This window comes from Deinococcus ficus (genome assembly GCF_003444775.1).
Lineage (GTDB): Bacteria > Deinococcota > Deinococci > Deinococcales > Deinococcaceae > Deinococcus > Deinococcus ficus.
Genome location: NZ_CP021081.1, coordinates 2,449,267 through 2,469,893, shown reverse-complemented (window position 1 = coordinate 2,469,893; position 20,627 = coordinate 2,449,267). Strand labels below are relative to the sequence as shown.

The following is a 20,627-nucleotide window of genomic DNA, read 5'->3' as shown; positions in this document are numbered from 1 at the left end:
GCGCCGCGGGCCGCCCGGGGCCACGCCGCTATCCTGTCAGACATGGTGAAAGTGGACGAGACCGCGCTGCCCGGCCTGGGCATGCGTTACGACTTCGACGGCCGGTTCGGCAAACGCGTGGGCGTCATCACGCACCGCGACGGCCGGCGCGAGATCTTCGTGGCCCCCAAGGACGACCCGGACGCCACCGAGAAAAGCGTCATCCTGACCGAGGACGAGTCCGCCGTGGTCGCCGACCTGCTCGGCGGCAGCACCGTCACCCGCCGCATGGCGCAGACCATGCAGGACATCGAGGGTCTCGCCATGGACTGGCTGCCCTTCGAGGCGGGCAGCCCCTACGCCGGCGTGCCGCTGGGCCAGACCATGATGCGCACCCGCACCGGCGCGAGCATCGTGGCCGTTATCCGGGACGGGCAGGCCGTGCCTGCGCCCGGCCCGGAATTCATCCTGCAAGGCGGCGACACCATCGTGGTGGTCGGCACGCCGAACGGCGTGAAACGCGCCGCGAAACTCCTGAACGGCGAGAGCGTGGAACCGCCGCCCCTGCGGACGGGGCCCACCCGATGAGCCCACCCCGGAGCCCCACGTGCCGATAGGCCAGCTGTTCCTGGAACTCGGGACGGTGATCATGGTCCTCGCGCTCGGCGGGCGGGCCGCCGGGCGGCTGGGGATTACCCCCATCCCCCTGTACCTGATCGCCGGCATCCTGCTGCAACTGCTGCTGCACCTGGGCGAGGACCCGGAGCACTTCATCCACACCGGCGCGGAACTCGGCGCGATCCTGCTGCTGTTCACGCTGGGCCTGGAGTACAGCAGCCAGGAACTGCGCGACAACCTCAGCGCCAACCGGCAACTGGGCGTGCTGGACCTGCTGCTGAACTTCACGCCGGGCCTGATCGCCGGCGTCCTGCTGGGCTTCCCGCCGCTGGGCGCCGCGCTGCTGGGCGGCGTCACGTACCTGACGTCCAGCGGCATCGCCAGCAAGATCCTCTCGGACCTGGGCCGCCTCGGGAACCGCGAGACGCCCACCATCCTGGCCGTGTGCGTGCTGGAAGACATCGTGATGGCCGTGTACCTGCCCATTATGGCCGCGCTGCTGCTCGGCGGGAGCCTGCTCGCCGTGGGCGTGAACCTGTTCGTGGCGCTCGCCGCGTTCGGCCTGGCGTTCTTCCTCGCCATGCGCTACGGCGACACCCTGTCCCGCGTGATGAACGTGGACAGCGACGAGGCGCTGCTGCTGGGCGTGCTGGGCCTGGTGCTGATCGTGGCCGGCGCCGCGGACCTGCTGAAGGTCAGCGCCGCCATCGGCGCGTTCCTGGTGGGCATCGCGCTGTCCGGCCCGGTCGCCGAACGCGCCCGGCACCAGATCGAGCCGCTGCGCGACCTGTTCGCCGCGGTGTTCTTCGTGCTGTTCGGCCTGCAACTGGACCTGGGGCGCGTGCCGGACGTGATCGTGCCCGCCCTGATTCTGGCCGTGCTGACCGGCGCCACCAAGTTCTGGGTGGGCTGGACCGGCGCTGCCCGCGCCGGCGTGCAGACCCGCGGCCGCTACCGCGCCGGCACCACCCTGATTCCCCGCGGGGAGTTCAGCATCCTGATCGCCGGGCTGGGGGCCGGGCTCACGCCCGTGCTGGGGCCGCTCGCGGCGGTGTACGTGCTGCTCACGGCCCTGATCGGCCCGGTGCTGGCCCGCTTCGACGCGCAGCTTGCGCCGCTGCTGGACCGTCGGCGCACCTAGGCGCCAGGACTGAAAGCAGTCGGCCCCGGACATCCGCTGGGGCCGCTTCCTTGTTTGGCCTTACAGGTCGCCGGCCAGCCAGCGCACCACGTTCTTGCCCAGCGCGGCGTTGCTCAGGTTGGGCCAGTTGTTGTACGTGCCGGTGCTGCCGTCCGAGTACGTGTTGTCCCCGAAGGTGCTGCTGTCGCCCCACATCGCCACGCGGCCCGCACCCACGCTGTTCACGGCGAGGTACGTCTTGCCGCCCGTGCCCATCAGGGCGGTGCCGGCCAGCACGTCCACGCTGGTGCCCACGTACACGCCCGCGCTGCTCACGCCGTTCAGGATCGGGTGCGTGGTCAGCGGCGTGGCGGTGTACACCGGGTCACTGAAGGAGCTGTTAAACGACGCGTTCAGCCCGAAGATCACGTCGCTGTTCAGGCTCGCCTGGTACGCGCCGCTCACGCTGGCGGGCGTGCTGCCGTCCCAGCCGTCGAACACTTCCGGGCTGTCCCAGCCGTTGTTGTTGCGGTCGCTGACGCGGTGGTCCGTGATCATGAACACCCCGCCGCCCCCCTGCACGAACGCCTGAATGGCCGCGCGTTCCGTGTCGCTGAAGGGCGACTGGGGTTCGGGGATCACCAGCACCGCCGCGCCCGACAGGCCCGTGGACGTGATGCCCGTGCCGGTCAGGCTGCCCACGGTGTACCCCAGGCCGCGCAGCGCCGCGGCGTAATCGCTGTACGCGCCGTCGATGCGCCAGTCGGCGTTTCCGGCGTCCTCGGCCTTCGTCAGGTCGAACAGCACCTTCTTCCCGGTGGTGCCCCCGCCGCCCCCGCTGCCGCCGTTACTGGCGCCCGGTGTCGCGGCCTGCACGCGGAAGTCGGCGCTGTTCACGTTCGTGTCCTGCCCGTCCGGCACGCGCGCCAGGGCGCTGCCCGCCCCGGTCGTCGGGGCGGGGCTGCCCTCGCCCCGGCCGCTGGTGGGCGTGCCGTACGCCAGCGCGTCGATGACCGCGCCGGACTTCAGCAGGCGCAGGCTGGCGCTGCCGTTGTTCAGGTCGGTGCCGCTGTTCACCAGGGTCCGGTTCGGGACGGTGGTGTCCTGCGCCACCACGAAGTACCCGCTGGCCGGAATGCTGCCCGACAGCGTGACCGTGCGGTACTGCGTGCCCGCCGTGTCGAAGGCCGCCAGGGTGTACCCGCTCAGGCTCTTGCCGGCCGGGCCTTTCAGCTCGATGAAGGTGCCCGTGTCCGTGCTGACCGAGTCGTAGTACACCTCGTTCAGCATCGGCTCGCCGGCCGCCACCTGCGCCGAGAGGGCCGCGCCGCCCGCCGGCGGCTGCCCGCACGCCGTGAGCCCCAGGACCAACGACACCGTCAGGGCGCCGCGCGCCCACCTGCCATGACTTGTCTGCACGGGCCGCATTGTGCCGTGCGGGCCGTCAGGCGCACGTCAACAAATTTCACACCCCGCCCGGCGTCTGCTACCCTGAACCGCATGACGCCCCGGGCCGGTACACCTTCGCCGTTTACTCCCTCCGGGGCCCCGCTGACCTGAGCTCAGGTCCAGCGCGTCACCCCGCCCACGCCCGGGCGGGGCTTTTTCATTCCCCAGGTTCACAGGAGGACCCATGCAGCAGGAAGCCATTCAGGAAATCACGCAGGCGCCCACCCTCGAGGCGCTGCAGCAGGTCAAGACGAAGTACGTCGGGAAAAGCGGCCTGGTCACGAAGGAACTCGGCGCGCTGGGCAAGCTGCCCCCGGAGGAGCGCAAGGCCCGCGGCGCCGAGATCAACGCGGTGCGTCAGGCCATCGACGCCGCCCTCCAGGAACGCGAGGGGATCCTGAAACGCGCCGCGCTGGACGAGAAGCTCGCCAGCGAGGCCATCGACGTGACCCTGCCCGGCCTGCCGCTGCCCGCCGGGGGCCTGCATCCCATCACCCGCGTGTACGACGACCTGATCGGCATCTACCAGCGCATGGGCTACGAGGTCGTCGAAGGCCCCGAGGTCGAAGGGGAACACCACAATTTCGAAGCCCTGAACATCCCCTGGTACCACCCCGCCCGGGACCTGCAGGACACCTTCTGGCTGGAGGACGGCCGGCTGCTGCGCACCCACACCAGCAACATGCAGATCCGCTACATGGTCGAACACGACCCGCCCCTGAAGATGGTCAGCCGCGGCAAGGTGTACCGCTACGAGGCCACCGACGCCACCCACGAGAGCATGTTCCATCAGCTCGAGGGTCTGGTCGTGGGCGAGGGGATCAGCATGGCGGACCTGAAAGGCACCATCGCCGAGATGGCCCGCGGCCTGTACGGCCCCACCGCGCAGGTGCGCTTCCAGCCCAGCTACTACCCCTTTGTGGAACCTGGCGCGGACTTCGCCGTGTACTGGAACAACCCCCGCGGCGAGAGCAAATGGCTGGAACTTGGCGGGTGCGGCATGGTCCACCCCAACGTGTTCAGGGCCGTGGACGACCTGCGCGAGGCGGCCGGCAGGGACCGCATCTACGAGGGCATGACCGGCTTCGCGTTCGGCCTGGGCCCGGAGCGCATCGCCATGCTGAAGTACAAGATTCCCGACATCCGCTACTTCTATGCCAACGACCCGCGCGTGATCGGGCAGTTCCGGGGCGAACTCGGATGAGGGCGCGTTCGGCCGGCATCGTCTTCAACGATCAGGGCGAGGTGCTGCTGATCCTGCGCCGCAAGGCGGGGCGCGAGTACGCCACGCTGCCGGGCGGCGGCATCGAGGAGGGCGAGACGCCCGCCGAGGCCTGCGCCCGCGAGGTGCTGGAGGAAGTGAACCTGACCGTGGACGTGGGCCCCGAGGTGCTGGTGCTGGACAACCTGGGCAACCACGAGCATTACTTCCTGACCCGCCACGCCCGCGGGGAGATGCGCCTGGGAGACGGCCCGGAAGGCACCGTCCGCCAGAGCGAGGAGAACCATTACGCGCCGCAGTGGGTGGCGCTGGACCGGCTGGACGCCGTGAATCTCTTGCCTCAGCAGGCGCGGGCACTCGTGCGGGGGCTGGCCCCGGCACAGGACGACAAAGAGGTTGAACAATGAAACTGCCGTACTCGTGGTTGAAGGAACTGATCCCCGCCCTGCCGCCCGTGACCGACCTGGAACCGGTGTTCGCCCATCTGGGCCTGCCGCTGGAGGGCGTGGACGACGTGCCCGCGCCGGTGGAGGGCGTGATTCTGGCGGCGGTGCAGGCGGCCGAGCCGATGGAAGGCACGCAGCTGACGAAACTCACGCTGGACACCGGTGCCCGCGGCGTGAAGACCGTGGCGAGCGGCGCGCCGAACGCGGTGGGCCTGCCCGCCGGGACGATGGTGGCGCTGGTCACGCCCGGCACCACGCTGGGCGGGATGGAGTACGGCGCACGGGTCATGCAGGGCGTGGAGTCGTGGGGCATGTGCGCCAGCGCGAAGGAACTGGGGATCGGGGAGGCCAGCGCCGGCATCCTGACCTTCCCCGCGGGCACCGCGGCGCCCGGCACGCCCATGGCAGAGCTGTGGGCGGCGGATCAGGTGCTGGACGTGGAGGTCACCCCGAACCGCGCGGACGTGCTGAGCGCCCTGGGTCTCGCGCGGGACGTGGCGGCGTACCTGAACCTGGAAGTGAAGGAACCCGCCATGCCCGCCCCGCCCACCCAGGCCGGCGAGATCCGCGTGAGCCTGCCGGACAGGGGCCGCACGCTGGACCGTGATCCGGCGAAAAAACTGCGCTTCGGATGCGATCACTTCGCGGCCCGCGCGGTGAGTGGCGTGCAGAACGGCCCGGCGCCGCTGTGGATGCAGCGCCGCGTGAGTTTGAGCGGCATGCGCAGCATCGACCTGATCGTGGACACCAGCAACTACGTGATGCTGGAACTCGGGCAGCCGACCGCGCTGTACGACCGCCGCGACGTCCTGAACGACACGGTCGTGGTCGCGTTCGGCCTGCGCGAAGGGGAGAGCGTGAAGGACCTGCTGGGGAACACCCACCAGGTCGGCCCGGAGGACCTGCTGATCCTGGACGGCGGCCTGACCGACGAGCCGGTGCCCACCGTCGCGGACGCCTTTGACAGCATGAAGGAACCCAAGCCGGGCACGCACGTGCTGGGCATCGCCGGGATCGTCGGCGGGGACCACGGGCACGTCAGGGCCGACACCCGGGACGTGGTGATCGAGTCCGCGCACTTCGACCCGGTCCTGCTGCGCCTGACCAGCACCCGCCTGGGCCTGAAGACGGACGCCGTGTACCGCTTCGAGCGCGGCGTGGACCCTCTGCTCGCGCCGAAAGCCGCGGTGCGCGTGGCCGAACTGCTGCGCGCTCACGGCGGCGGCACGCCCGAGGCCGGGCAGACGCTGGTGGGCACCCCGGACGTGCCCGGCGAGATCACCGTGACCGGCACGCAGGTCCGGGCGCTGCTGGGCATGGACATTCCCACCGCCGAGATGCAGGGCATCCTCACGCGCCTGGGCTGCCGCGTGACCGGCGAGGGCGACACGCTGACCGTGGTGCCGCCCAGCTGGCGGGTGGACCTGCTGATCTGGCAGGACCTCGCCGAGGAGGTCGCGCGCCTGCACGGGTACGCCGCCCTGCCCGAGACGCTGCCCACCCTGCGCGTGCACGAGAGCAACCTGGGCGCCTCGGCGGCCAGCGAGGCGCGCGGCACGCTGCGGCGCACCCTGGCGGGCCTGGGCTTCCAGGAGGTCGTGACCTACACCTTCACCAGCGACGAGGAGGCCGGCAGGGCCCGCACCGAGGCGCCCGGCGTGAAACTCCGCAACCCCATGACCACCGACCGCACCGGGCTGCGCACCGCGCTGTACCCCAGCCTCCTGAAGGCCGCTCAGGTGCACGCCAAAGGCGAACGGGTGCTGCTGTTCGAACTGGGCCGCATCTTCCCCGCGAGTGGCGAGGCCGAGCGCCTGGGCCTGCTGATGCGCGGCGACCTGGCGGCGCCCACGCACCAGCCGGGCGTGAAGGGGAACTTCAGCGTGTTCAAAGGGCTGGTGGAGGCCGTGGCGGCCACGCTGGGCGCGGGTTTCGAGCTGCAGCAGCTGCGCGGTGCGGACGTGCCCGCCGCGCTGCACCCGGGCATCGCGGGCGCCGTGGTGTGGAACGGCGTGCAGGTCGGCTGGCTGGGCGCGCTGCACCCGGAGATCGCGCAGGAGTTCGGCCTGAAGGGCGACACGTTCGTCATGGAGGCCGCGCTGCCCCTGCCGGGCCGCGAGTGGGCGTTCCGGGACCCCAGCCGCGCGCCGGCCGCGTGGCGGGACCTGGCGGTCATCACGCCCGCCGGCGTGAGTTACGGCGAGGTGGCGACCCTGCTGCAACAGGAGGCCGGGGCACTGCTGGCGAGCGTGGAGCCCTTCGACGTGTACCAGGGCGAGCAGGTCGGGGCGGGGAACCGCAGCGTGGCGGTGCGCCTGGTGTTCCGCGGCGCGCGGACCCTGACGGACGATGACGTGGACCCGGTCATGGACCGCCTGATCGCGGCCGTGAAGGCGCAGGGCTGGAGCATCCGCGAGAAGTAACTTCAGCTTGAATGGGCGGGACGGGGATATGCCCCCGCCCCGCCCGCTTCAGTCGGGCAGCGTCAGGTGGGTCCGCAGGCGCGCCCGGAGGTCCGGCGCGCTGTATGCCCGGGAAGGCAGCCGCACCAGCGGCAGGCCGGCCGAGCGGAAGATCACGTCCTTCACGGCGTCGCTGTGCTGCTGCCGTTCCCGCCCGTGCGAGGCGCCGTCCAGTTCGATGGCGAGCACCGGGCGGTGGTCCTGCGCGGCGTCCACGATCAGGAAGTCCACGTGCCGGTCCTTCAGGCGGCCGCGCGCGGCGCTGTAGGCGGCCCTGTCCTTCTCAGTGATGCGGAACAGGTCCGACAGGCGCACGTTCGGGAACACCCGGTAAGGCGTGCCGGTCAGGGCCTGCTCCAGCGCGCGGAACACGGCGTTCTCGTCGCGGCTGAAGAAGTACCGTTTGACCTCCACCGGCAGGGCGTCCGGCACGGTCCGGGCCGGCGGGGCGGGCGTGGGCTGGTCCCTGACTCCGAACAGGGCCGCGAGGCATCCGAGGGGCATGGGTCACTGTAAAGACGCGCTGGCTTGGGCGGGGCCGCACCTGCGGCGGCCGGTGGGGAGAGGGGGTGGGGACCATACCGCCTTGATTCCCTCTTAGGGTGAACCGATGCTCAACCTGTGGGTGGGGGAGTCTGACTTGTAGATGATCGCCGGGGGGGTATCGTGAGGGGGTCCGGCATCAGTGTGGGGACGCATGCTGTACACGGCCTGGGAGCCTCGTGCGTGTTCCTGGCGGCCCACAGTGTCCCCCGGACGGGAGGATCATCTTGAACGTTTCGCCGCTGGCGCTGCCTGACGCGCCGCTGCTCCACTCGCTGTACTGCGCCGCCCCCGGTTACTTCGAACTGCTCGGAAATGCTGTGCCCACGCTGCAGGAAGTGCAGCAGGACGTGCAGATCGCCCTGATGGATCCCCGGCGCCGCCTGGAACTGCTCCGGGACGACGCCGGGGACCTGATCGGCAGCCTGGACTACAAGCTGAATTTCCCCGAGGCCGGCGACGTGACCCTGAACCTGCTGCTGATCCGGCAGGACCGGCAGTCGCAGGGCCTGGGGGAGCAGGCGGCCCGCAACCTGGAGCGGCGCCTGCCGGCCGGCACGCAGCGCATCCTGGCGGGCGTGCTGGGCGAGAACCCGCGCGGGGCGCGCTTCTGGGAGCGGCTGGGGTACGTGTTCACCATGGACGCCAGACCGGTCATGACCTGGTACGCCAAGTCCCTGACGCCCAGCCAGCCGGCGCTGACGCCCGAACCGGTCTCCGAGAAGGCCGCGCGGCTCGCGTCCTGAACGTGACCTGACCCGCCTGCCCCCGCGCCCGGTACACTGCCGGGCGTGATCGTCAAGTACGGCGGGAATGCCATGAAAAGCCTGGAACTGCGCCGCGCCGTGGCGGCCGAGATCGCCGCGCTGCGCGCCCTGATGCCGGTCGTGGTGGTGCACGGCGGCGGCCCGGTGATCGAGCGGGAACTGACGGCGCGGGGCGTGCCCAGCGAGTTCCGCGCGGGCCTGCGGGTCACGCCGCCCGAAGCGATGGACGTGGTGGAGATGGCCCTGAGCGCCCTGAACAAGGCGCTGAGCCAGGAGGTGGGACAGGCGGTCGGCCTGACCGGGCGGGACAGCGCCCTGCTCACCGCCGAGGTGCTGGACCCGGCGCTGGGCCGGGTGGGCCGCGTGACCGGCGTGAACGCGGCGCTGCTGCGCACGCTGGTCGGCGCGGGCCTCACGCCGGTCATCGCGTCCGTGGCGGTGGGCGCGGACGGGCAGGCGCTGAACGTGAACGCCGATACGGCCGCCGGGGCGGTGGCGGGCGCGCTGGGTGAGGGGATCATCTTCCTGACGGACGTGGACGGCGTGTACCGCGCCTACCCGGACCCCGCCAGCCGCGCCGCGCACCTCACCCGTGCCGAGGTGCAGGAGGGGATTCAGGCCGGCTGGATCGCCAGGGGCATGATTCCCAAGGTGCAGGCCGCGCTGGACGCCCTGGACCGCGGCGCGCCCTTTGCCACGATCGCCAGCGGCATGGGGGCGGGCGTGCTGGAGGCCGCGGCGCGCGGTGAGGCCGGCACGCGCATCACGGCCTGACGGTCACCGGGCGCGGGCGTCCAGGTCCAGGGCCAGCGTCTCGTGTCCGGCCCTGCGGGCGTGGTCGGCGGGGGTGAGCCCCTCCGCGGTGCGGGCGGCGGGGTCCGCGCCGGCGTTCAGCAGCAGCGTGACCATCTCCGGCTGCCCGTTCTGCGCGGCCGAGTGCAGCGGCGTGAACCCGCCTTCCTGTATGGCGTTCACGTCGGCGCCGCGGTCCAGCAGGGCGTGGGTGATCTCCAGATGCCCGCCGGCCACGGCGGAATGCAGCGGCCGGACCTGCTGCGCGTTGCGCGACGGGCTGTTCACGTCCGCGCCGCGGGTGAGCAGCAGCCCCGCCACGGCCGCGTGCCCGAAGAAGCACGCCAGGCCCAGCGGCTGGAAGCCGTCGGCGCCGTAGGCGTTCACGGTGTCCGGGTGGGCGTCCAGGTGGGCCTGCACGTGGTCCGGGAGCCCCAGCGCGCTCGCCTCGAACAGGTCCGGCACGGCGCCCTCGGCGACCAGCGCGCGGCCCAGCTCTGCGTGCCCGTAGTACACGCTGGTCAGCAGGGGAGAGGGGCCCTGCGCGGGCCGCTCATGCAGCAGGGTGGGGTGGGCGCGCACGCGGGCCAGCGCGGCGTCCAGGTTGCCGGTGCGGAGGTCGTTCAGCAGTTCTTCCATGGTGCCCGCAGCGTAGCGGGCTCCCGGGCGGGGCGCCTGCTCAGTCTTGCGGAGTTGCGCCGCGCCACGCGCTGGGGGGCTGCCCGGTCCGGCGGCGGAACTGGGTGCTGAAGGCCTCCGGGGTCTGGAACCCCACCGCCAGGCTGATGTCCAGCACGCTGAGGGCGGTGGTGCGCAGCAGGTGCCGCGCGGTTTCCAGGCGCCGACGGGTGACGTACTGCGCGGGCGTTTCCCGGAACAGGTTCCGGAACGCGCGGTGAAAGTGGTACGGGGAGAGGTGCGCGATCTCCGCCACGCGCTCCAGCGGCAGCGGTTCGTGCAGGCCGGCTTCCATGAAGTCGCGGGCGCGGTGCAGGCGCCGGGCGAGTTCCAGGCGGGTGGCGGGCCGGGCGGCGGGGAGGCGCGCGGCCTCGGTCAGGGCGGCGGTGTGCAGGGCGTACAGCCGCGTCAGGACGCGCAGCAGGTGGTCGTCCCACTCGTCGGCGGTCCAGCGGCCGCCAAGGTTCCCGGCGCGCAGGGTGTTCAGCAGCGGCGAGAGCAGCCCATCGTGCGGGTGGCTGCGCTGGATGAAGTCCGGCGCGGGGGGCAGTTCGGGCAGGTCCAGCAGCGCGTCCGGGCGGGTGCGGGCCAGCTGCCACAGGCCGCGGGTGGCGCCCGGCTCAAAGAACAGGCAGAAGGACTCGGTGTCGGGCGCGACCTCCACGGCGTAGGGCTGGCCGTCCTGCAGCAGGGCGTAGTGGTGGTCGTCCACCCGCAGGCGGGCGCGGCCCAGCGCGTAGTGCGCCGCGCCGCCGCGCATGGTCTTGATGGACAGCGCGCCGCCTTCGCTGTGGGCGGCGTACCCGGCCGAGCTGGCGTGCAGGACCAGGCCGGCGCCGCAGCGGTGGCTGGCCTCCAGGTGTGCGGGGCGGGCGGTCACGGCGGGGCCTGCCGGGTGACGCTGAACACGAAGGTGTCGCGTAGGCGGCCGCTGCCGTCGGCGGCCACGTCGTCGTTGCGGAAGGTGGCGTCCAGCGTGTACCCCAGCTGGCGGGGGATGCGGGCGCTGCGCTCGTTGAGGGTGTCCGTGCGGATCTCGATGCGGCGCAGGCCCAGGGTGTCCAGACCGTACTCGGTCAGGAACCGGGCGGCTTCCAGGGCGTAGCCGCGTCCGGTGTGGGGCGTGGCGATCCAGTACCCGATCTCGGCCTTGGGCACGGCCCAGTTCAGGGCGTGGTAGCCGGTGCTGCCGAGCATCTCGGTCTCGTCGCGGTTCCAGATGATCAGGCGCAGGTTCTCGCCTCTGCGGTAGGCGGCCTGGGCGCGTTCCAGGTTGGCGCGGGCGTGGTCCAGGGTGTGGGGCTCGTGCGACCAGGCCATCCAGGCGTGCAGTTCGGGCAGGGAGGCGTGGACGGCGGCGACCTGGGCGGCGGCGTCCTCGGGGCGGGGCATGCGCAGGGTCAGGCGGGGGGTGTGCAGGACCTCGGGCATGGGGGGTGCCCCGGGGACGCGCAACTCTGTGGGGGACACTTCACTCATGCTTCACATTACCGCCTGATCGGGCTGCGGTCCGGCTGGGTGGGGGTATGCCTGCGGGGTCCGGCATCCCTGGCCGGACAGCGGACGTGAAAGTCACGACATTTCCCGTTCAGCAGGGAGTCTTTAACAGGGAATCGTGGTAAAAAGAGAAGGCTTTATTCTTTGTGAAGCGTCTTTCATCTCGCTCCGCTGTCTCCTGTTCAGCACCCTCGTGCGCACTTTCACGAACGCTGGGGTCCCGGCTGGAGAGAAGAAAGCCGAAAAGGGGGAACTGTTATCGAATACGCCAACTTCGTCATCATGCTGCTGGCCGCCCTGGGCATCGGCGTCATCGCCGTCGTCGCCAGCGCACTGCTCGGCCCCAAGAAAGCCAGCCGCGCCAAGCTGATGCCCTACGAGAGCGGCAACGACCCGCAGCACGGCGGCGTCGGCACGGGTCAGCGCTTCCCGGTCCACTTCTACCTGGTGGCCATGCTGTTCATCGTGTTCGACATCGAAACCGCCTTCTTCTACCCGCTCGCCGTCGCGTACCAGAAGCTGCTGCCCTTCGCGTTCATCGAGGCCTTCACCTTCATCCTGCTGCTGCTGGTCGGGTACTTCTACGTGCTGAAGAAAAAGGTCCTGGAATGGGCCTGAACGCGCTCACTCCTGAGGCCACCCCCCCGGTGGCTTCTGACACGTTGGACAGGAGGGCCCCGTGCCTCTGAAGGAACTGTTCGAGAAGGACTGGCAGGAACTGGAATCCGAAGGGGTCCTGTTCACCAGCCTGGAGAAACTGGTCGCCTGGGGCCGCAGCAACAGCCTGTGGCCGGCCACCTTCGGCCTGGCGTGCTGCGCCATCGAGATGATGCAGTCCACCAACGCCCGCAACGACATGGCCCGCTTCGGCAGCGAGGTGTTCCGCGCCTCCCCCCGCCAGGCGGACGTCATGATCGTCGCCGGGCGCCTCAGCAAGAAGATGAGCCCCGTGCTGCGCCGCGTGTACGACCAGATGCCCGACCCCAAATGGGTGATCAGCATGGGCGCCTGCGCCAGTTCGGGCGGCATGTTCAACAACTACGCCATCGTCCAGAACGTGGACAGCGTCGTGCCGGTGGACATCTTCGTGCCCGGCTGCCCGCCCCGCCCCGAAGCCCTGCTGTACGCCCTGATGCAGCTGCAGAAAAAAGTCCGCGGCGAGGCCTTCGACGAACTGGGCCACCAGCTTCCCATGGTGGATGCGTGGACCCGATGAGCGACAAGACCCGCCCCCAGGACCCCAACAACCCCAACATGGACGTGCCCCTCGCCGGCCTCGGCCAGCAGGTCGGCACCGGCGCGCACCTCGCCGCCCCCACCACGCGTGACGTGACCGCCCTCATCGCCGAACTGGGCCTCCAGGAAGACGACGCGGCCGAACCCACCGCCGTGGTGCCCGCCGCCCAGCTGCGGCAGGTCGCACAGGCCCTCAAGGAGCGCGGCTTCATGCTGATGGACTCCGTCGGCGTGGACTACCTCACCTACCCCGAGCTGAAACCCGCCCGGTTCGCGCTGCTGCACAATATCTACCACCCCCGCGACCACCGCCGCGTGTTCCTGCGCGTCTGGCTGGACGGCGACGAACCCCACGTGGACAGCCTGTACCCCGTGTGGCGCGCCGCGAACTACCTCGAGCGCGAGGTGTACGACCTGGTCGGCATCCACTTCGACGGGCACCCGGACCTGCGCAAGGTCCTCACGCCCGACGACCTCGAAGGCCACCCGCTGCGCAAGGACTTCCCGCTGGGCGAGTCCCCCACCCTCTTCAACGACGGCCGCTTCCTGGACCCGGCCGCCTTCCGCGCCGGCATGACCGGCCAGCAGACCGGCCTGACCGGCTGGCGCGGCAGCCTGCGCCGCGGCCACACCGAGGCCCGTGACGACCTGCCGGCCGTGATGCCCGAAGGAGGTCCCAAGTGACGCAGCTGCCTCCCGCCGAGCACCGGGGCGACCTGAACGCCGACGGCGCCCTGATGCACACCGAGATCATGTCCCTGAACGTCGGGCCGCAGCACCCCAGCACGCACGGCGTGCTGCGCCTCGTCGTGGACATGGACGGCGAGTTCGTCACCAAGGTCGTGCCGCACATGGGGTACCTCCACACGGGCTTCGAGAAGACCATGGAGAACCGCACGTACCAGCAGAACATGACGTACGCGCCCCGCACCGACTACCTGCACAGCTTCTCCCACGAGCTCGCCTACGTGCTCTCCGCGGAGAAACTCATGCAGGCCCAGGTGCCCGAGCGCGCCAACGTCGTGCGCGTGATCCTGCACGAACTCGGCCGCATCCACAGCCACCTCGTGTTCGTCGGCACCGGCCTGCTCGACCTCGGGGCCCTGACGCCGCTGTTCTACACCTTCCGTGAGAAGGAAAGCGTCAACGACCTGTTCGAGGCCGTCTGCGGCTACCGCATGAACCAGGGCTACCTGCGCATCGGCGGCCTGTCCCGCGACATCCCCGACAACTGGCCCGCCATGGTCGCCGCCTTCTGCGACCAGATGGACCGCGGCCTGGACGAGTACATCAACCTGTTCGCCGCCAACCCCATCTTCCTGGACCGCGCCACGAACATCGGCATCATCCCGCCCGAGGTCGCCATCGACCTGGGCCTCACCGGCCCGAACCTGCGCGCCTCCGGCGTGCCCCTCGACCACCGCAAGGACAACCCCTACTGCGGCTTCGAGGAATACGACTTCCAGGTCATCACCAAACAGACCGGCGACAGCCTGGCGCGCTTCACGATCCGCATGGACGAGATCCGCCAGAGCGTGAACCTGATCCGCCAGGGCCTGAAGAAACTGCGCCCCGGGCCCATCAAGGACCCCAACCGCAAGATCAGCCTGCCGCCCCGCCACGAACTCGAAACCAGCATGGAAGCGGTCATCCACCACTTCAAACTGGTCACCGAGGGCTTCCACCCGCCGCTCGGCGAGGTGTACGTGCCCATCGAGAGCGCGCGCGGCGAGGTCGGGTACTACCTCGTCTCGGACGGCGGCAGCCTGCCGTACCGCGTGAAGATCCGCGCCCCCAGCTTCGTGAACATCCAGGCGCTGGAGTACGCCTGCGTCGGCGCGCAGTTCGCGGACCTGATCACCATTCTCGCCACCATCGACCCCGTCCTCGGGGACGTGGACCGGTAAGGCCAGGGGATAAGCTTGAGTTACTTTGCAGACAAACAACACGTGGTGGACGACATCTTCAGTCGCTACCCCACTTCCCCCCAGGGCAAGCGCAGCGCGCTGATGCCGCTGCTGCGCGAGGTGCAGGACGCCGAGGGCTTCGTGTCCGAGGAACGCATGGCCGAGATCGCCGCGCTGTGCGGCACCACCTCCACCGAGGTCCGCTCGGTGATGAGCTTCTACTCGACCTACCACACCGTCCCCACCGGCAAGTACCACCTGCAGGTGTGCGCCACCCTGATGTGCGCCCTGAAAGGCAGCGACGAACTGTGGGACACGCTGGTCGCCGAACTGGACGTGCAGCCCGGCGAGGTCACCGCGGACGGCCGCTTCAGCGTGCAGAAGGTCGAGTGCCTGGGCAGCTGCGGCACCGCGCCCGTCGTGCAGATCAACGACGAGGGCTTCTACGAGAACGTCGGCCCCAGAAAGTGCCGTCACCTCCTGGACGAACTGCGCGCCGACCGCAAGCCCGAGCCGGACAACCCGGTGCCCGTCACCGTGAACGCCGAGGGCCGTCAGGCCATGGCGAGCGGTGAAGTGGTGGGCGCCAGCATCACCGGCCTGACCAAACTGCCCGGGAGCGGCGCATGACCGCCACCGAGGCCCCCAAGCCGATCACCAGCGCCAAAGACCCCCGGTTCGCGCCCACCCTGTACGCGCACGTCGGCCAGGCCGAGAGCTGGACCCTGGAGTACTACCAGCGCAACGGCGGGTACGAGGGCGTGAAACGCGCCTTCGCGATGGGCAACGACGCCGTGATCGAGGAAGTCAAGAAGTCCGGCCTGCGCGGCCGCGGCGGCGCAGGCTTCGCCACCGGCCTGAAGTGGTCCTTCATGCCGCTGAACGACGGCCGCCAGCACATCGTGCTGTGCAACGCCGACGAGTCGGAACCCGGCACCTTCAAGGACCGCTACCTGATGAGCGAGGACCCGCATCAGCTGATCGAGGGCATGCTGATCGGCGGCTTCGCCATGCGCGCCACGCTGGGGTACATCTACATCCGCGGGGAGTACGTGCACGCCGCCGAGCGGCTCTGGGCGGCCATCAAGGAAGCCCGCGCGGCCGGGCTGCTCGGCCAGAACATCCTGGGCAGCGGCTTCGACTTCGACATCCAGGTGCACCGCGGCGCCGGGGCGTACATCTGCGGCGAGGAAACCGCCCTGATGAACTCCCTGGAGGGCCTGCGCGCCAACCCGCGCCTCAAGCCCCCCTTCCCGGCCGCGGCCGGTCTGTACGGCCTGCCCACCACCATCAACAACGTGGAAACCTTCTGCGCCGTCACGCACATCCTGAAGTACGGCGCCGACTGGCACGCGAACATGGGCACCGAGAAGAGCAAGGGCATGAAGCTCTTCCAGATCAGCGGCCCCGTGCGCAAACCCGGCGTGTACGAACTGCCGCTGGGCACCACCTTCCGCGAACTGATCTACGACTGGGCCGGCGGCCCCACCGAGGAGATGAAGGCCATCATCCCCGGCGGGATCAGCTGCCAGCTGCTGCCGTACACCGAAACCATCCTGGACACCCCCATGGATTACGAGGCGCTCGCCGCCGCCGGCAGTTCCCTGGGCACGGGCGGCGTCACATTGATCCCCAAGTCCGCGAGCATCGTGAACACCACCTTCAACAGCGTGCGCTTCTACGCGCACGAGTCCTGCGGGAAGTGCACGCCCTGCCGTGAAGGCATTTCGGGCTGGATGGTCAAGATGTACGAGAAGCTCGTGCGCGGCAAGGGGCAGCCCGGCGACACGCAACTCATCCTGGACATGGCCGACAACATCGGCGGGCGCAGCTTCTGCGCCCTGGCGGACGCCTGCCTGGGCCCGGTGCTGAGCAGCATCAAGCTGTTCCGCGCCGAGTACGACCTGGCCGAACAGGGCCAGCTGCTTCAGGGCGGCGGCCGCTGGAGGGACGAATGAAAGTCACTGTAGACGGCGTGGAACTCGAACTTCCCGCCGGAACGAGCGCCATCGACGCCGTGTTCCAGGCGGGGAGCGACGTGCCGTACTTCTGCGCGCACCAGTACCTCTCCCCGATCGGCGCCTGCCGCATGTGCCTGGTGGAAGCCGGCACGCCCCGCAAGGGCAAGGACGGCAACTTCGAACTGGACGAAAGCGGCCAGCCGAAGATCTTCTACTTCCCCAAGCCCATGGCCTCCTGCACCATGCAGGCCACCGAGGGCATGCACATCAAGACCGCCCGCACCAGCGAAGTGGTCGCCAAGTCCCAGGCCGGCATGATGGAATTCCACCTGCTGAACCACCCGCTGGACTGCCCCACCTGCGACAAGGGCGGCGCGTGCGAACTGCAGGACCGCGCCTTCGAGTACGGGTACGGCGCCAGCCGCTACGGCTTCGACCGCCGCCACGCCGACAAGCATTACGCCCTCAGTGAATTCGTGATCCTGGACCAGGAACGCTGCATTCACTGCAAGCGCTGCGTGCGTTACTTCGAGGAAATCCCCGGCCAGGAAGTGCTGGACTTCATCGAACGCGGCGGGCACACCTTCATCGACACGCAGGAGGGCGGGCTCCCCACCGGCTTCCAGGGCAACATCACCGACATCTGCCCGGTGGGCGCGCTGCTGGACAACGTCGCCCGCTTCCGCGGCCGCAACTGGGAGTACGACCACACCCCCACCACCTGCACCCTGTGCCCGGTCGGGTGCTCGGTCACCGTGGACGCCCGCAACGGCCGCCTGGAACGCATCGTGGCCGGCGAGAACCGCGACGTGAACGAGATGTGGATCTGCGACGCCGGCCGCTTCGGGCACTCGTTCGCGAACAACGACCGCCTGACCCAGCCCATGATCCGCGAGGACGGCGAACTGCGCGCCGCGACCTGGGACGAGGCCGTCGCCGCGATCCGCACCGGCATGACCGGCCTGAACGCCAGCGACCTCGCCCTGTACGCCAGCGCCGACCTGACCCTGGAAGAAGGCGCGGCGCTCGAAGCGTTCGCGGACGCCACCGGCACCCGCAGCGTGGACCACTTCCCCCGCCAGCCCCTGCTGAACAGCGCCCCGGCCACCCTGACCGACGTCGCCACCGCCGACGCCGTCGTCGTGATCGGCGCCGACCTGATGGAAGAAGCGCCCGTGGTGCAGCTGCGCGTGCTGGAAATGCTCAAGGGCGGCCTGCTGCCCACCGAGTTCCTGCACGGCACCGCCATCGCCGACCTGCGCATGGTCGAGCGCCCCGCCCGCAGGCGCGAGCAGCTCGCCGTGATCGGCAGCGCCGACACCGAACTTGCCGGGCACGCCGGCATCCGCCTGACCATGGCCGCCCCCGAGGCCCTGGACGCCCTGATGAAGGGCGGCGACCCCCTGCTGGGCGCCACCGCCGACCTGATCGCCGGCGCGAAGAACGCCGTGCTGATCCTGGGCCACGAGGCCCTGCAGGGCGCCACCGAGCAGACCCTGCGCGCCATCGAGGCCTACGCCCAGCGCGCGAAGCTGAAGGTCCTGGCGATTCCCGCCGGCGCCAACAGCCTGGGGCTCGCCACCCTGAACCTGGTGCCCCGCCAGGGCGGCCTGAACTACGCCCAGCTGCCCCAGGCGCAGGTCGCGTTCCTGAGCGGCCTGGACCCCGTGGGCGCCGGCCGGCCCGGCCGCGCGGCGCGCTTCACGGTCGTGCACGACACGCACTTCACCGCGACCGCCGCCCAGGCCGACGTGGTTCTGCCCGCCCTGACCAACTACGAGAAGCGCGGCACCACCATGAACCTCGAAGGCCGCCTGCTGCCCCTGCAACAGGCCGCCCTGAACGGCCATGAAAGCGCCGACCTGATCCGCGCCCTGACCGCCGTCGCCGAGGGCCTGGGCCTGCGGCCCCCGGTGCGCGGCCTGCGCGGCGCGCAGGCGCTGCTGGAATCCCGCCTGGGGTCCGTGGCCAGCCTGCCCGAGCGCGGCGTGGTCGCCGCCCCCACCAAACGCTTCGAGGCGCCGCTCGCGTACGAGCACCGGCCCGTGCTGTGGACCGAGCGCATGCTCCCCACCCCGCTGTCCAGCCGCGCGCTGACGCCCGAGTACGTGGACCGCCTGGTCGAGGCCGGCGAACTGCCCATGTACACGCCCGTGCACCCCGGAGGTGACGACTGATGCCCGACTGGCTCGCCACCTCACTCATCACGCTGCTCAAGGCCATCCTGGTGATCCTGGGCCTCCTGACCGGCTTCGCGTACATGACCCTGGTCGAACGCAAGCTGCTGGGCCGCTTCCAGCTGCGCCCCGGCCCGAACCGGGTGGGCCCGCTGGGCCTGCTGCAGCCCGTCGCGGACGCGATCAAGAGCATCTTCAAGGAAGACATCAACGTCACCATGGCCGACAAGGTCGTGTACACCATCGCGCCGATCATCAGCGTGACCTTCGCGCTGCTGGCCTTCGGCGGCATTCCCGCCGGTCCGGCCGGCAGTCTCTTCGGCGAGAACCCCTGGGTGTACAACCTGGACGCCGGGCTGCTGGTGCTGCTCGCCATGACCAGCATGGGCGTGTACGGCATCTTCCTGGGCGGCTGGGCGTCCGGGTCCAAGTACCCCATGCTGGGCGGCCTGCGCTCCAGCGCGCAGATGATCAGCTACGAACTGGGCATGGGCCTGAGCCTGCTGGGCGTGCTGATGTTGGTCGGCAGCACCCGGTTGCAGGACATCGTGGGCTGGCAGGCCGGCAACGGCTGGCTGCTGCTGTTCCAGATGCTGGGCTTCGTGCTGTTCCTGGTCAGCGCCTTCGCCGAGACCAACCGCGCGCCCTTCGACCTGCCGGAGGCCGAGCAGGAACTCGTCGCCGGGTTCCTCACCGAGTACAGCGCGATCAAGTGGGCGCTGTACCAGATGGCCGAGTACATCTCCATGTTCACCGCCAGCGCCATGATGGTCACCCTGTTCTTCGGCGGCTGGAAAGGCCCGCAGTTCCTGAACGGCCTGATCCCCGGCATCAGCGAGTGGCCGATCGTGTGGTTCATCGCCAAGATGGCCTTCTTCGTGTTCTTCTTCATCTGGGTCAAGGCCAGCATCCTGCGCATCCGCTACGACCAGCTCATGCGCTTCGGCTGGAAGCTGGTGCTGCCGCTGGCGCTGATCAACACCGTCCTGACCGCCTTCTACATCGCCTACTTCAAGGCCAGCTGGGGCCTGTGGCCGCTGGTGCTGGGCAGCCTGATCGGCGTGGGCCTGCTGATCTACGTCAGTGACGCCGTCCGCAGCCTGTGGAACACGCCCGGCATCCGCCGCGCCGAGGACCTCAGCCCCCGCGCCCACACCGTCACCCCCGCCAACCGCCAGACCCTCGGAGGCGACTGAAGTGCGCCCCGCCACCCCCCTAGGAGGAACCCATGGGCGTGCTTAGCATCGCCAAGGGGATGGGCATCACCATGAGCAAGCTGTTTACCAAGCCGCTCACGGTGAGCTACCCCGAACAGCGCGTGACGCTGCAACCCCGCTTCCGGGGCCGGCACGTCCTGACCCGCCACCCCGGCACCGGCCTGGAAAAATGCATCGGCTGCTCTCTGTGCGCCGCCGCCTGCCCCGCCTACGCCATCTACGTCGAGGCGGCCGAGAACGACCCGCAGAACCCTGTCAGCCCCGGCGAACGCTACGCCAAGGTGTACGAGATCAACATGCTGCGCTGCATCTTCTGCGGCATGTGCGAGGAAGCCTGCCCGACCGGCGCGGTCGTGCTGGGCAACGAGTGGGAGATGGCCGACTACCGCTACGGCGACTTCGTGTACGGCAAGGACGACATGCTCGTCGGCGTGGAAGGCAGCCGCCCGCAGCGCCGCGAGGCCGCCAACAAGGGCAAACCCGTCCGCCTGGGCTTCCAGGTGGACGGCGGCGCCCGCAACGAACTGGAGGGGGTGACGTACCCGCAATGACCGGC

General features: G+C 70.1%; 21 protein-coding genes. 16 read left to right on the top strand and 5 right to left on the bottom strand.

Annotated elements, in window-relative coordinates; translation table 11 throughout:
* Nucleotides 1-42 precede the first annotated feature (42 nt).
* Both DFI_RS12100 and DFI_RS12095 read left to right on the top strand, forming a co-directional pair.
* On the top strand, nt 43-567 hold the full coding sequence (locus DFI_RS12100) for a cation:proton antiporter regulatory subunit (RefSeq protein ID WP_022801054.1): 525 nt from the start codon (nt 43-45) through the stop codon (nt 565-567).
* 19 nt (nt 568-586) lie between these two features.
* Nucleotides 587-1,738, top strand: a complete 1,152-nt coding sequence (locus DFI_RS12095) for a cation:proton antiporter (RefSeq protein WP_027463474.1) — start codon at nt 587-589, stop codon at nt 1,736-1,738.
* A gap of 60 nt (nt 1,739-1,798) precedes the next feature.
* Here the strand turns inward: DFI_RS12095 and DFI_RS12090 are convergent, their stop codons facing one another.
* Nucleotides 1,799-3,136: a motility-associated ABC transporter substrate-binding family protein gene (locus DFI_RS12090; protein WP_244940272.1), complete on the bottom strand. Its 1,338-nt coding sequence runs from the start codon at nt 3,134-3,136 to the stop codon at nt 1,799-1,801.
* Between the two features lie 214 nt (nt 3,137-3,350).
* Between DFI_RS12090 and pheS the strand changes: the two genes are divergently transcribed.
* Genes pheS through DFI_RS12075 form a run of 3 tightly spaced genes read left to right on the top strand, consistent with a single transcriptional unit; the run spans nt 3,351 to nt 7,257 of the window.
* Nucleotides 3,351-4,370 carry a phenylalanine--tRNA ligase subunit alpha gene (pheS, locus tag DFI_RS12085; protein ID WP_027463472.1) on the top strand — a complete coding sequence of 340 codons (1,020 nt, stop codon included), beginning with the start codon at nt 3,351-3,353 and terminating at the stop codon, nt 4,368-4,370.
* Nucleotides 4,367-4,795: an NUDIX hydrolase gene (locus DFI_RS12080; RefSeq protein ID WP_027463471.1), complete on the top strand. Its 429-nt coding sequence runs from the start codon at nt 4,367-4,369 to the stop codon at nt 4,793-4,795. The genes pheS and DFI_RS12080 overlap by 4 nt, the downstream gene beginning before the upstream one ends.
* The gene (locus DFI_RS12075) at nt 4,792-7,257 is read left to right on the top strand and encodes a phenylalanine--tRNA ligase subunit beta (RefSeq protein WP_027463470.1); all 2,466 of its coding nucleotides are present in this window, start codon (nt 4,792-4,794) and stop codon (nt 7,255-7,257) included. The genes DFI_RS12080 and DFI_RS12075 overlap by 4 nt, the downstream gene beginning before the upstream one ends.
* Nucleotides 7,258-7,305: 48 nt before the next feature.
* Here DFI_RS12075 and DFI_RS12070 read toward each other — a convergent pair whose 3' ends face one another.
* Complete coding sequence (locus tag DFI_RS12070; RefSeq protein ID WP_081425896.1) at nt 7,306-7,800, bottom strand: DUF2726 domain-containing protein; 495 nt, start codon at nt 7,798-7,800, stop codon at nt 7,306-7,308.
* A gap of 266 nt (nt 7,801-8,066) precedes the next feature.
* Here DFI_RS12070 and DFI_RS12065 point away from each other — a divergent pair, with 266 nt between their 5' ends.
* Together DFI_RS12065 and argB are read left to right on the top strand one after the other, a co-directional pair.
* Nucleotides 8,067-8,585, top strand: coding sequence for a GNAT family N-acetyltransferase (locus DFI_RS12065; RefSeq protein WP_022801061.1), 519 nt, complete (start codon nt 8,067-8,069; stop codon nt 8,583-8,585).
* Between the two features lie 45 nt (nt 8,586-8,630).
* Nucleotides 8,631-9,380 (top strand): acetylglutamate kinase, encoded by a 750-nt coding sequence (gene argB, locus DFI_RS12060; protein WP_027463469.1) that lies wholly within the window; start codon nt 8,631-8,633, stop codon nt 9,378-9,380.
* A gap of 3 nt (nt 9,381-9,383) precedes the next feature.
* On the opposite strand, the gene DFI_RS12055 is transcribed toward argB, so the two are convergent.
* From DFI_RS12055 to DFI_RS12045, 3 genes are read right to left on the bottom strand one after another with little or no spacing between them, the layout of a single operon-like run.
* Nucleotides 9,384-10,037, bottom strand: a complete 654-nt coding sequence (locus tag DFI_RS12055) for an ankyrin repeat domain-containing protein (protein ID WP_051307976.1) — start codon at nt 10,035-10,037, stop codon at nt 9,384-9,386.
* Nucleotides 10,038-10,077: 40 nt separating this feature from the next.
* Nucleotides 10,078-10,956, bottom strand: a complete 879-nt coding sequence (locus DFI_RS12050) for an AraC family transcriptional regulator (RefSeq protein WP_051307975.1) — start codon at nt 10,954-10,956, stop codon at nt 10,078-10,080.
* A complete protein-coding gene (locus DFI_RS12045; RefSeq protein ID WP_174234913.1) occupies nt 10,953-11,555 on the bottom strand; it encodes a GNAT family N-acetyltransferase in 603 nt (200 codons plus the stop codon). The genes DFI_RS12050 and DFI_RS12045 overlap by 4 nt, the downstream gene beginning before the upstream one ends.
* Nucleotides 11,556-11,855: 300 nt before the next feature.
* Between DFI_RS12045 and DFI_RS12040 the strand changes: the two genes are divergently transcribed.
* The 9 genes from DFI_RS12040 (at nt 11,856) to nuoI (ending at nt 20,622) form a co-directional block, all read left to right on the top strand.
* Nucleotides 11,856-12,191: an NADH-quinone oxidoreductase subunit A gene (locus DFI_RS12040; RefSeq protein ID WP_022801065.1), complete on the top strand. Its 336-nt coding sequence runs from the start codon at nt 11,856-11,858 to the stop codon at nt 12,189-12,191.
* Nucleotides 12,192-12,252: 61 nt separating this feature from the next.
* On the top strand, nt 12,253-12,789 hold the full coding sequence (locus DFI_RS12035; RefSeq protein WP_022801066.1) for a NuoB/complex I 20 kDa subunit family protein: 537 nt from the start codon (nt 12,253-12,255) through the stop codon (nt 12,787-12,789).
* Nucleotides 12,786-13,493, top strand: a complete 708-nt coding sequence (locus DFI_RS12030; RefSeq protein ID WP_276345207.1) for an NADH-quinone oxidoreductase subunit C — start codon at nt 12,786-12,788, stop codon at nt 13,491-13,493. The genes DFI_RS12035 and DFI_RS12030 overlap by 4 nt, the downstream gene beginning before the upstream one ends.
* Nucleotides 13,494-13,546: 53 nt before the next feature.
* Nucleotides 13,547-14,716, top strand: coding sequence for an NADH dehydrogenase (quinone) subunit D (gene nuoD / locus DFI_RS12025; protein WP_043778701.1), 1,170 nt, complete (start codon nt 13,547-13,549; stop codon nt 14,714-14,716).
* 15 nt (nt 14,717-14,731) lie between these two features.
* Complete coding sequence (gene nuoE, locus DFI_RS12020) at nt 14,732-15,346, top strand: NADH-quinone oxidoreductase subunit NuoE (RefSeq protein ID WP_022801069.1); 615 nt, start codon at nt 14,732-14,734, stop codon at nt 15,344-15,346.
* The gene (gene nuoF, locus DFI_RS12015) at nt 15,343-16,674 is read left to right on the top strand and encodes an NADH-quinone oxidoreductase subunit NuoF (RefSeq protein ID WP_022801070.1); all 1,332 of its coding nucleotides are present in this window, start codon (nt 15,343-15,345) and stop codon (nt 16,672-16,674) included. Before nuoE ends, nuoF begins: the two co-directional genes overlap by 4 nt.
* Entirely contained in the window at nt 16,671-18,854 is a 2,184-nt protein-coding gene (gene nuoG / locus DFI_RS12010) for an NADH-quinone oxidoreductase subunit NuoG (protein WP_027463465.1), read from the top strand. The genes nuoF and nuoG overlap by 4 nt, the downstream gene beginning before the upstream one ends.
* Complete coding sequence (gene nuoH, locus DFI_RS12005) at nt 18,854-20,050, top strand: NADH-quinone oxidoreductase subunit NuoH (RefSeq protein ID WP_027463464.1); 1,197 nt, start codon at nt 18,854-18,856, stop codon at nt 20,048-20,050. The genes nuoG and nuoH overlap by 1 nt, the downstream gene beginning before the upstream one ends.
* A gap of 32 nt (nt 20,051-20,082) precedes the next feature.
* Nucleotides 20,083-20,622 (top strand): NADH-quinone oxidoreductase subunit NuoI, encoded by a 540-nt coding sequence (gene nuoI / locus DFI_RS12000; protein WP_027463463.1) that lies wholly within the window; start codon nt 20,083-20,085, stop codon nt 20,620-20,622.
* Nucleotides 20,623-20,627 lie beyond the last annotated feature (5 nt).

What these genes read in the sequence shown, in the direction of transcription:
- DFI_RS12100 (WP_022801054.1), top strand. Translation starts at nt 43, where the DNA reads ATGGTGAAAGTGGACGAGACCGCGCTGCCCGGCCTGGGCATGCGTTAC.
- pheS (WP_027463472.1), top strand. Translation starts at nt 3,351, where the DNA reads ATGCAGCAGGAAGCCATTCAGGAAATCACGCAGGCGCCCACCCTCGAG.
- DFI_RS12080 (WP_027463471.1), top strand. Translation starts at nt 4,367, where the DNA reads ATGAGGGCGCGTTCGGCCGGCATCGTCTTCAACGATCAGGGCGAGGTG.
- DFI_RS12075 (WP_027463470.1), top strand. Translation starts at nt 4,792, where the DNA reads ATGAAACTGCCGTACTCGTGGTTGAAGGAACTGATCCCCGCCCTGCCG.
- DFI_RS12070 (WP_081425896.1), bottom strand. Translation starts at nt 7,800, where the DNA reads ATGCCCCTCGGATGCCTCGCGGCCCTGTTCGGAGTCAGGGACCAGCCC.
- DFI_RS12055 (WP_051307976.1), bottom strand. Translation starts at nt 10,037, where the DNA reads ATGGAAGAACTGCTGAACGACCTCCGCACCGGCAACCTGGACGCCGCG.
- DFI_RS12045 (WP_174234913.1), bottom strand. Translation starts at nt 11,555, where the DNA reads ATGAGTGAAGTGTCCCCCACAGAGTTGCGCGTCCCCGGGGCACCCCCC.
- DFI_RS12040 (WP_022801065.1), top strand. Translation starts at nt 11,856, where the DNA reads ATGCTGCTGGCCGCCCTGGGCATCGGCGTCATCGCCGTCGTCGCCAGC.
- DFI_RS12030 (WP_276345207.1), top strand. Translation starts at nt 12,786, where the DNA reads ATGAGCGACAAGACCCGCCCCCAGGACCCCAACAACCCCAACATGGAC.
- nuoD (WP_043778701.1), top strand. Translation starts at nt 13,547, where the DNA reads ATGCACACCGAGATCATGTCCCTGAACGTCGGGCCGCAGCACCCCAGC.
- nuoF (WP_022801070.1), top strand. Translation starts at nt 15,343, where the DNA reads ATGACCGCCACCGAGGCCCCCAAGCCGATCACCAGCGCCAAAGACCCC.
- nuoG (WP_027463465.1), top strand. Translation starts at nt 16,671, where the DNA reads ATGAAAGTCACTGTAGACGGCGTGGAACTCGAACTTCCCGCCGGAACG.
- nuoH (WP_027463464.1), top strand. Translation starts at nt 18,854, where the DNA reads ATGCCCGACTGGCTCGCCACCTCACTCATCACGCTGCTCAAGGCCATC.
- nuoI (WP_027463463.1), top strand. Translation starts at nt 20,083, where the DNA reads ATGGGCGTGCTTAGCATCGCCAAGGGGATGGGCATCACCATGAGCAAG.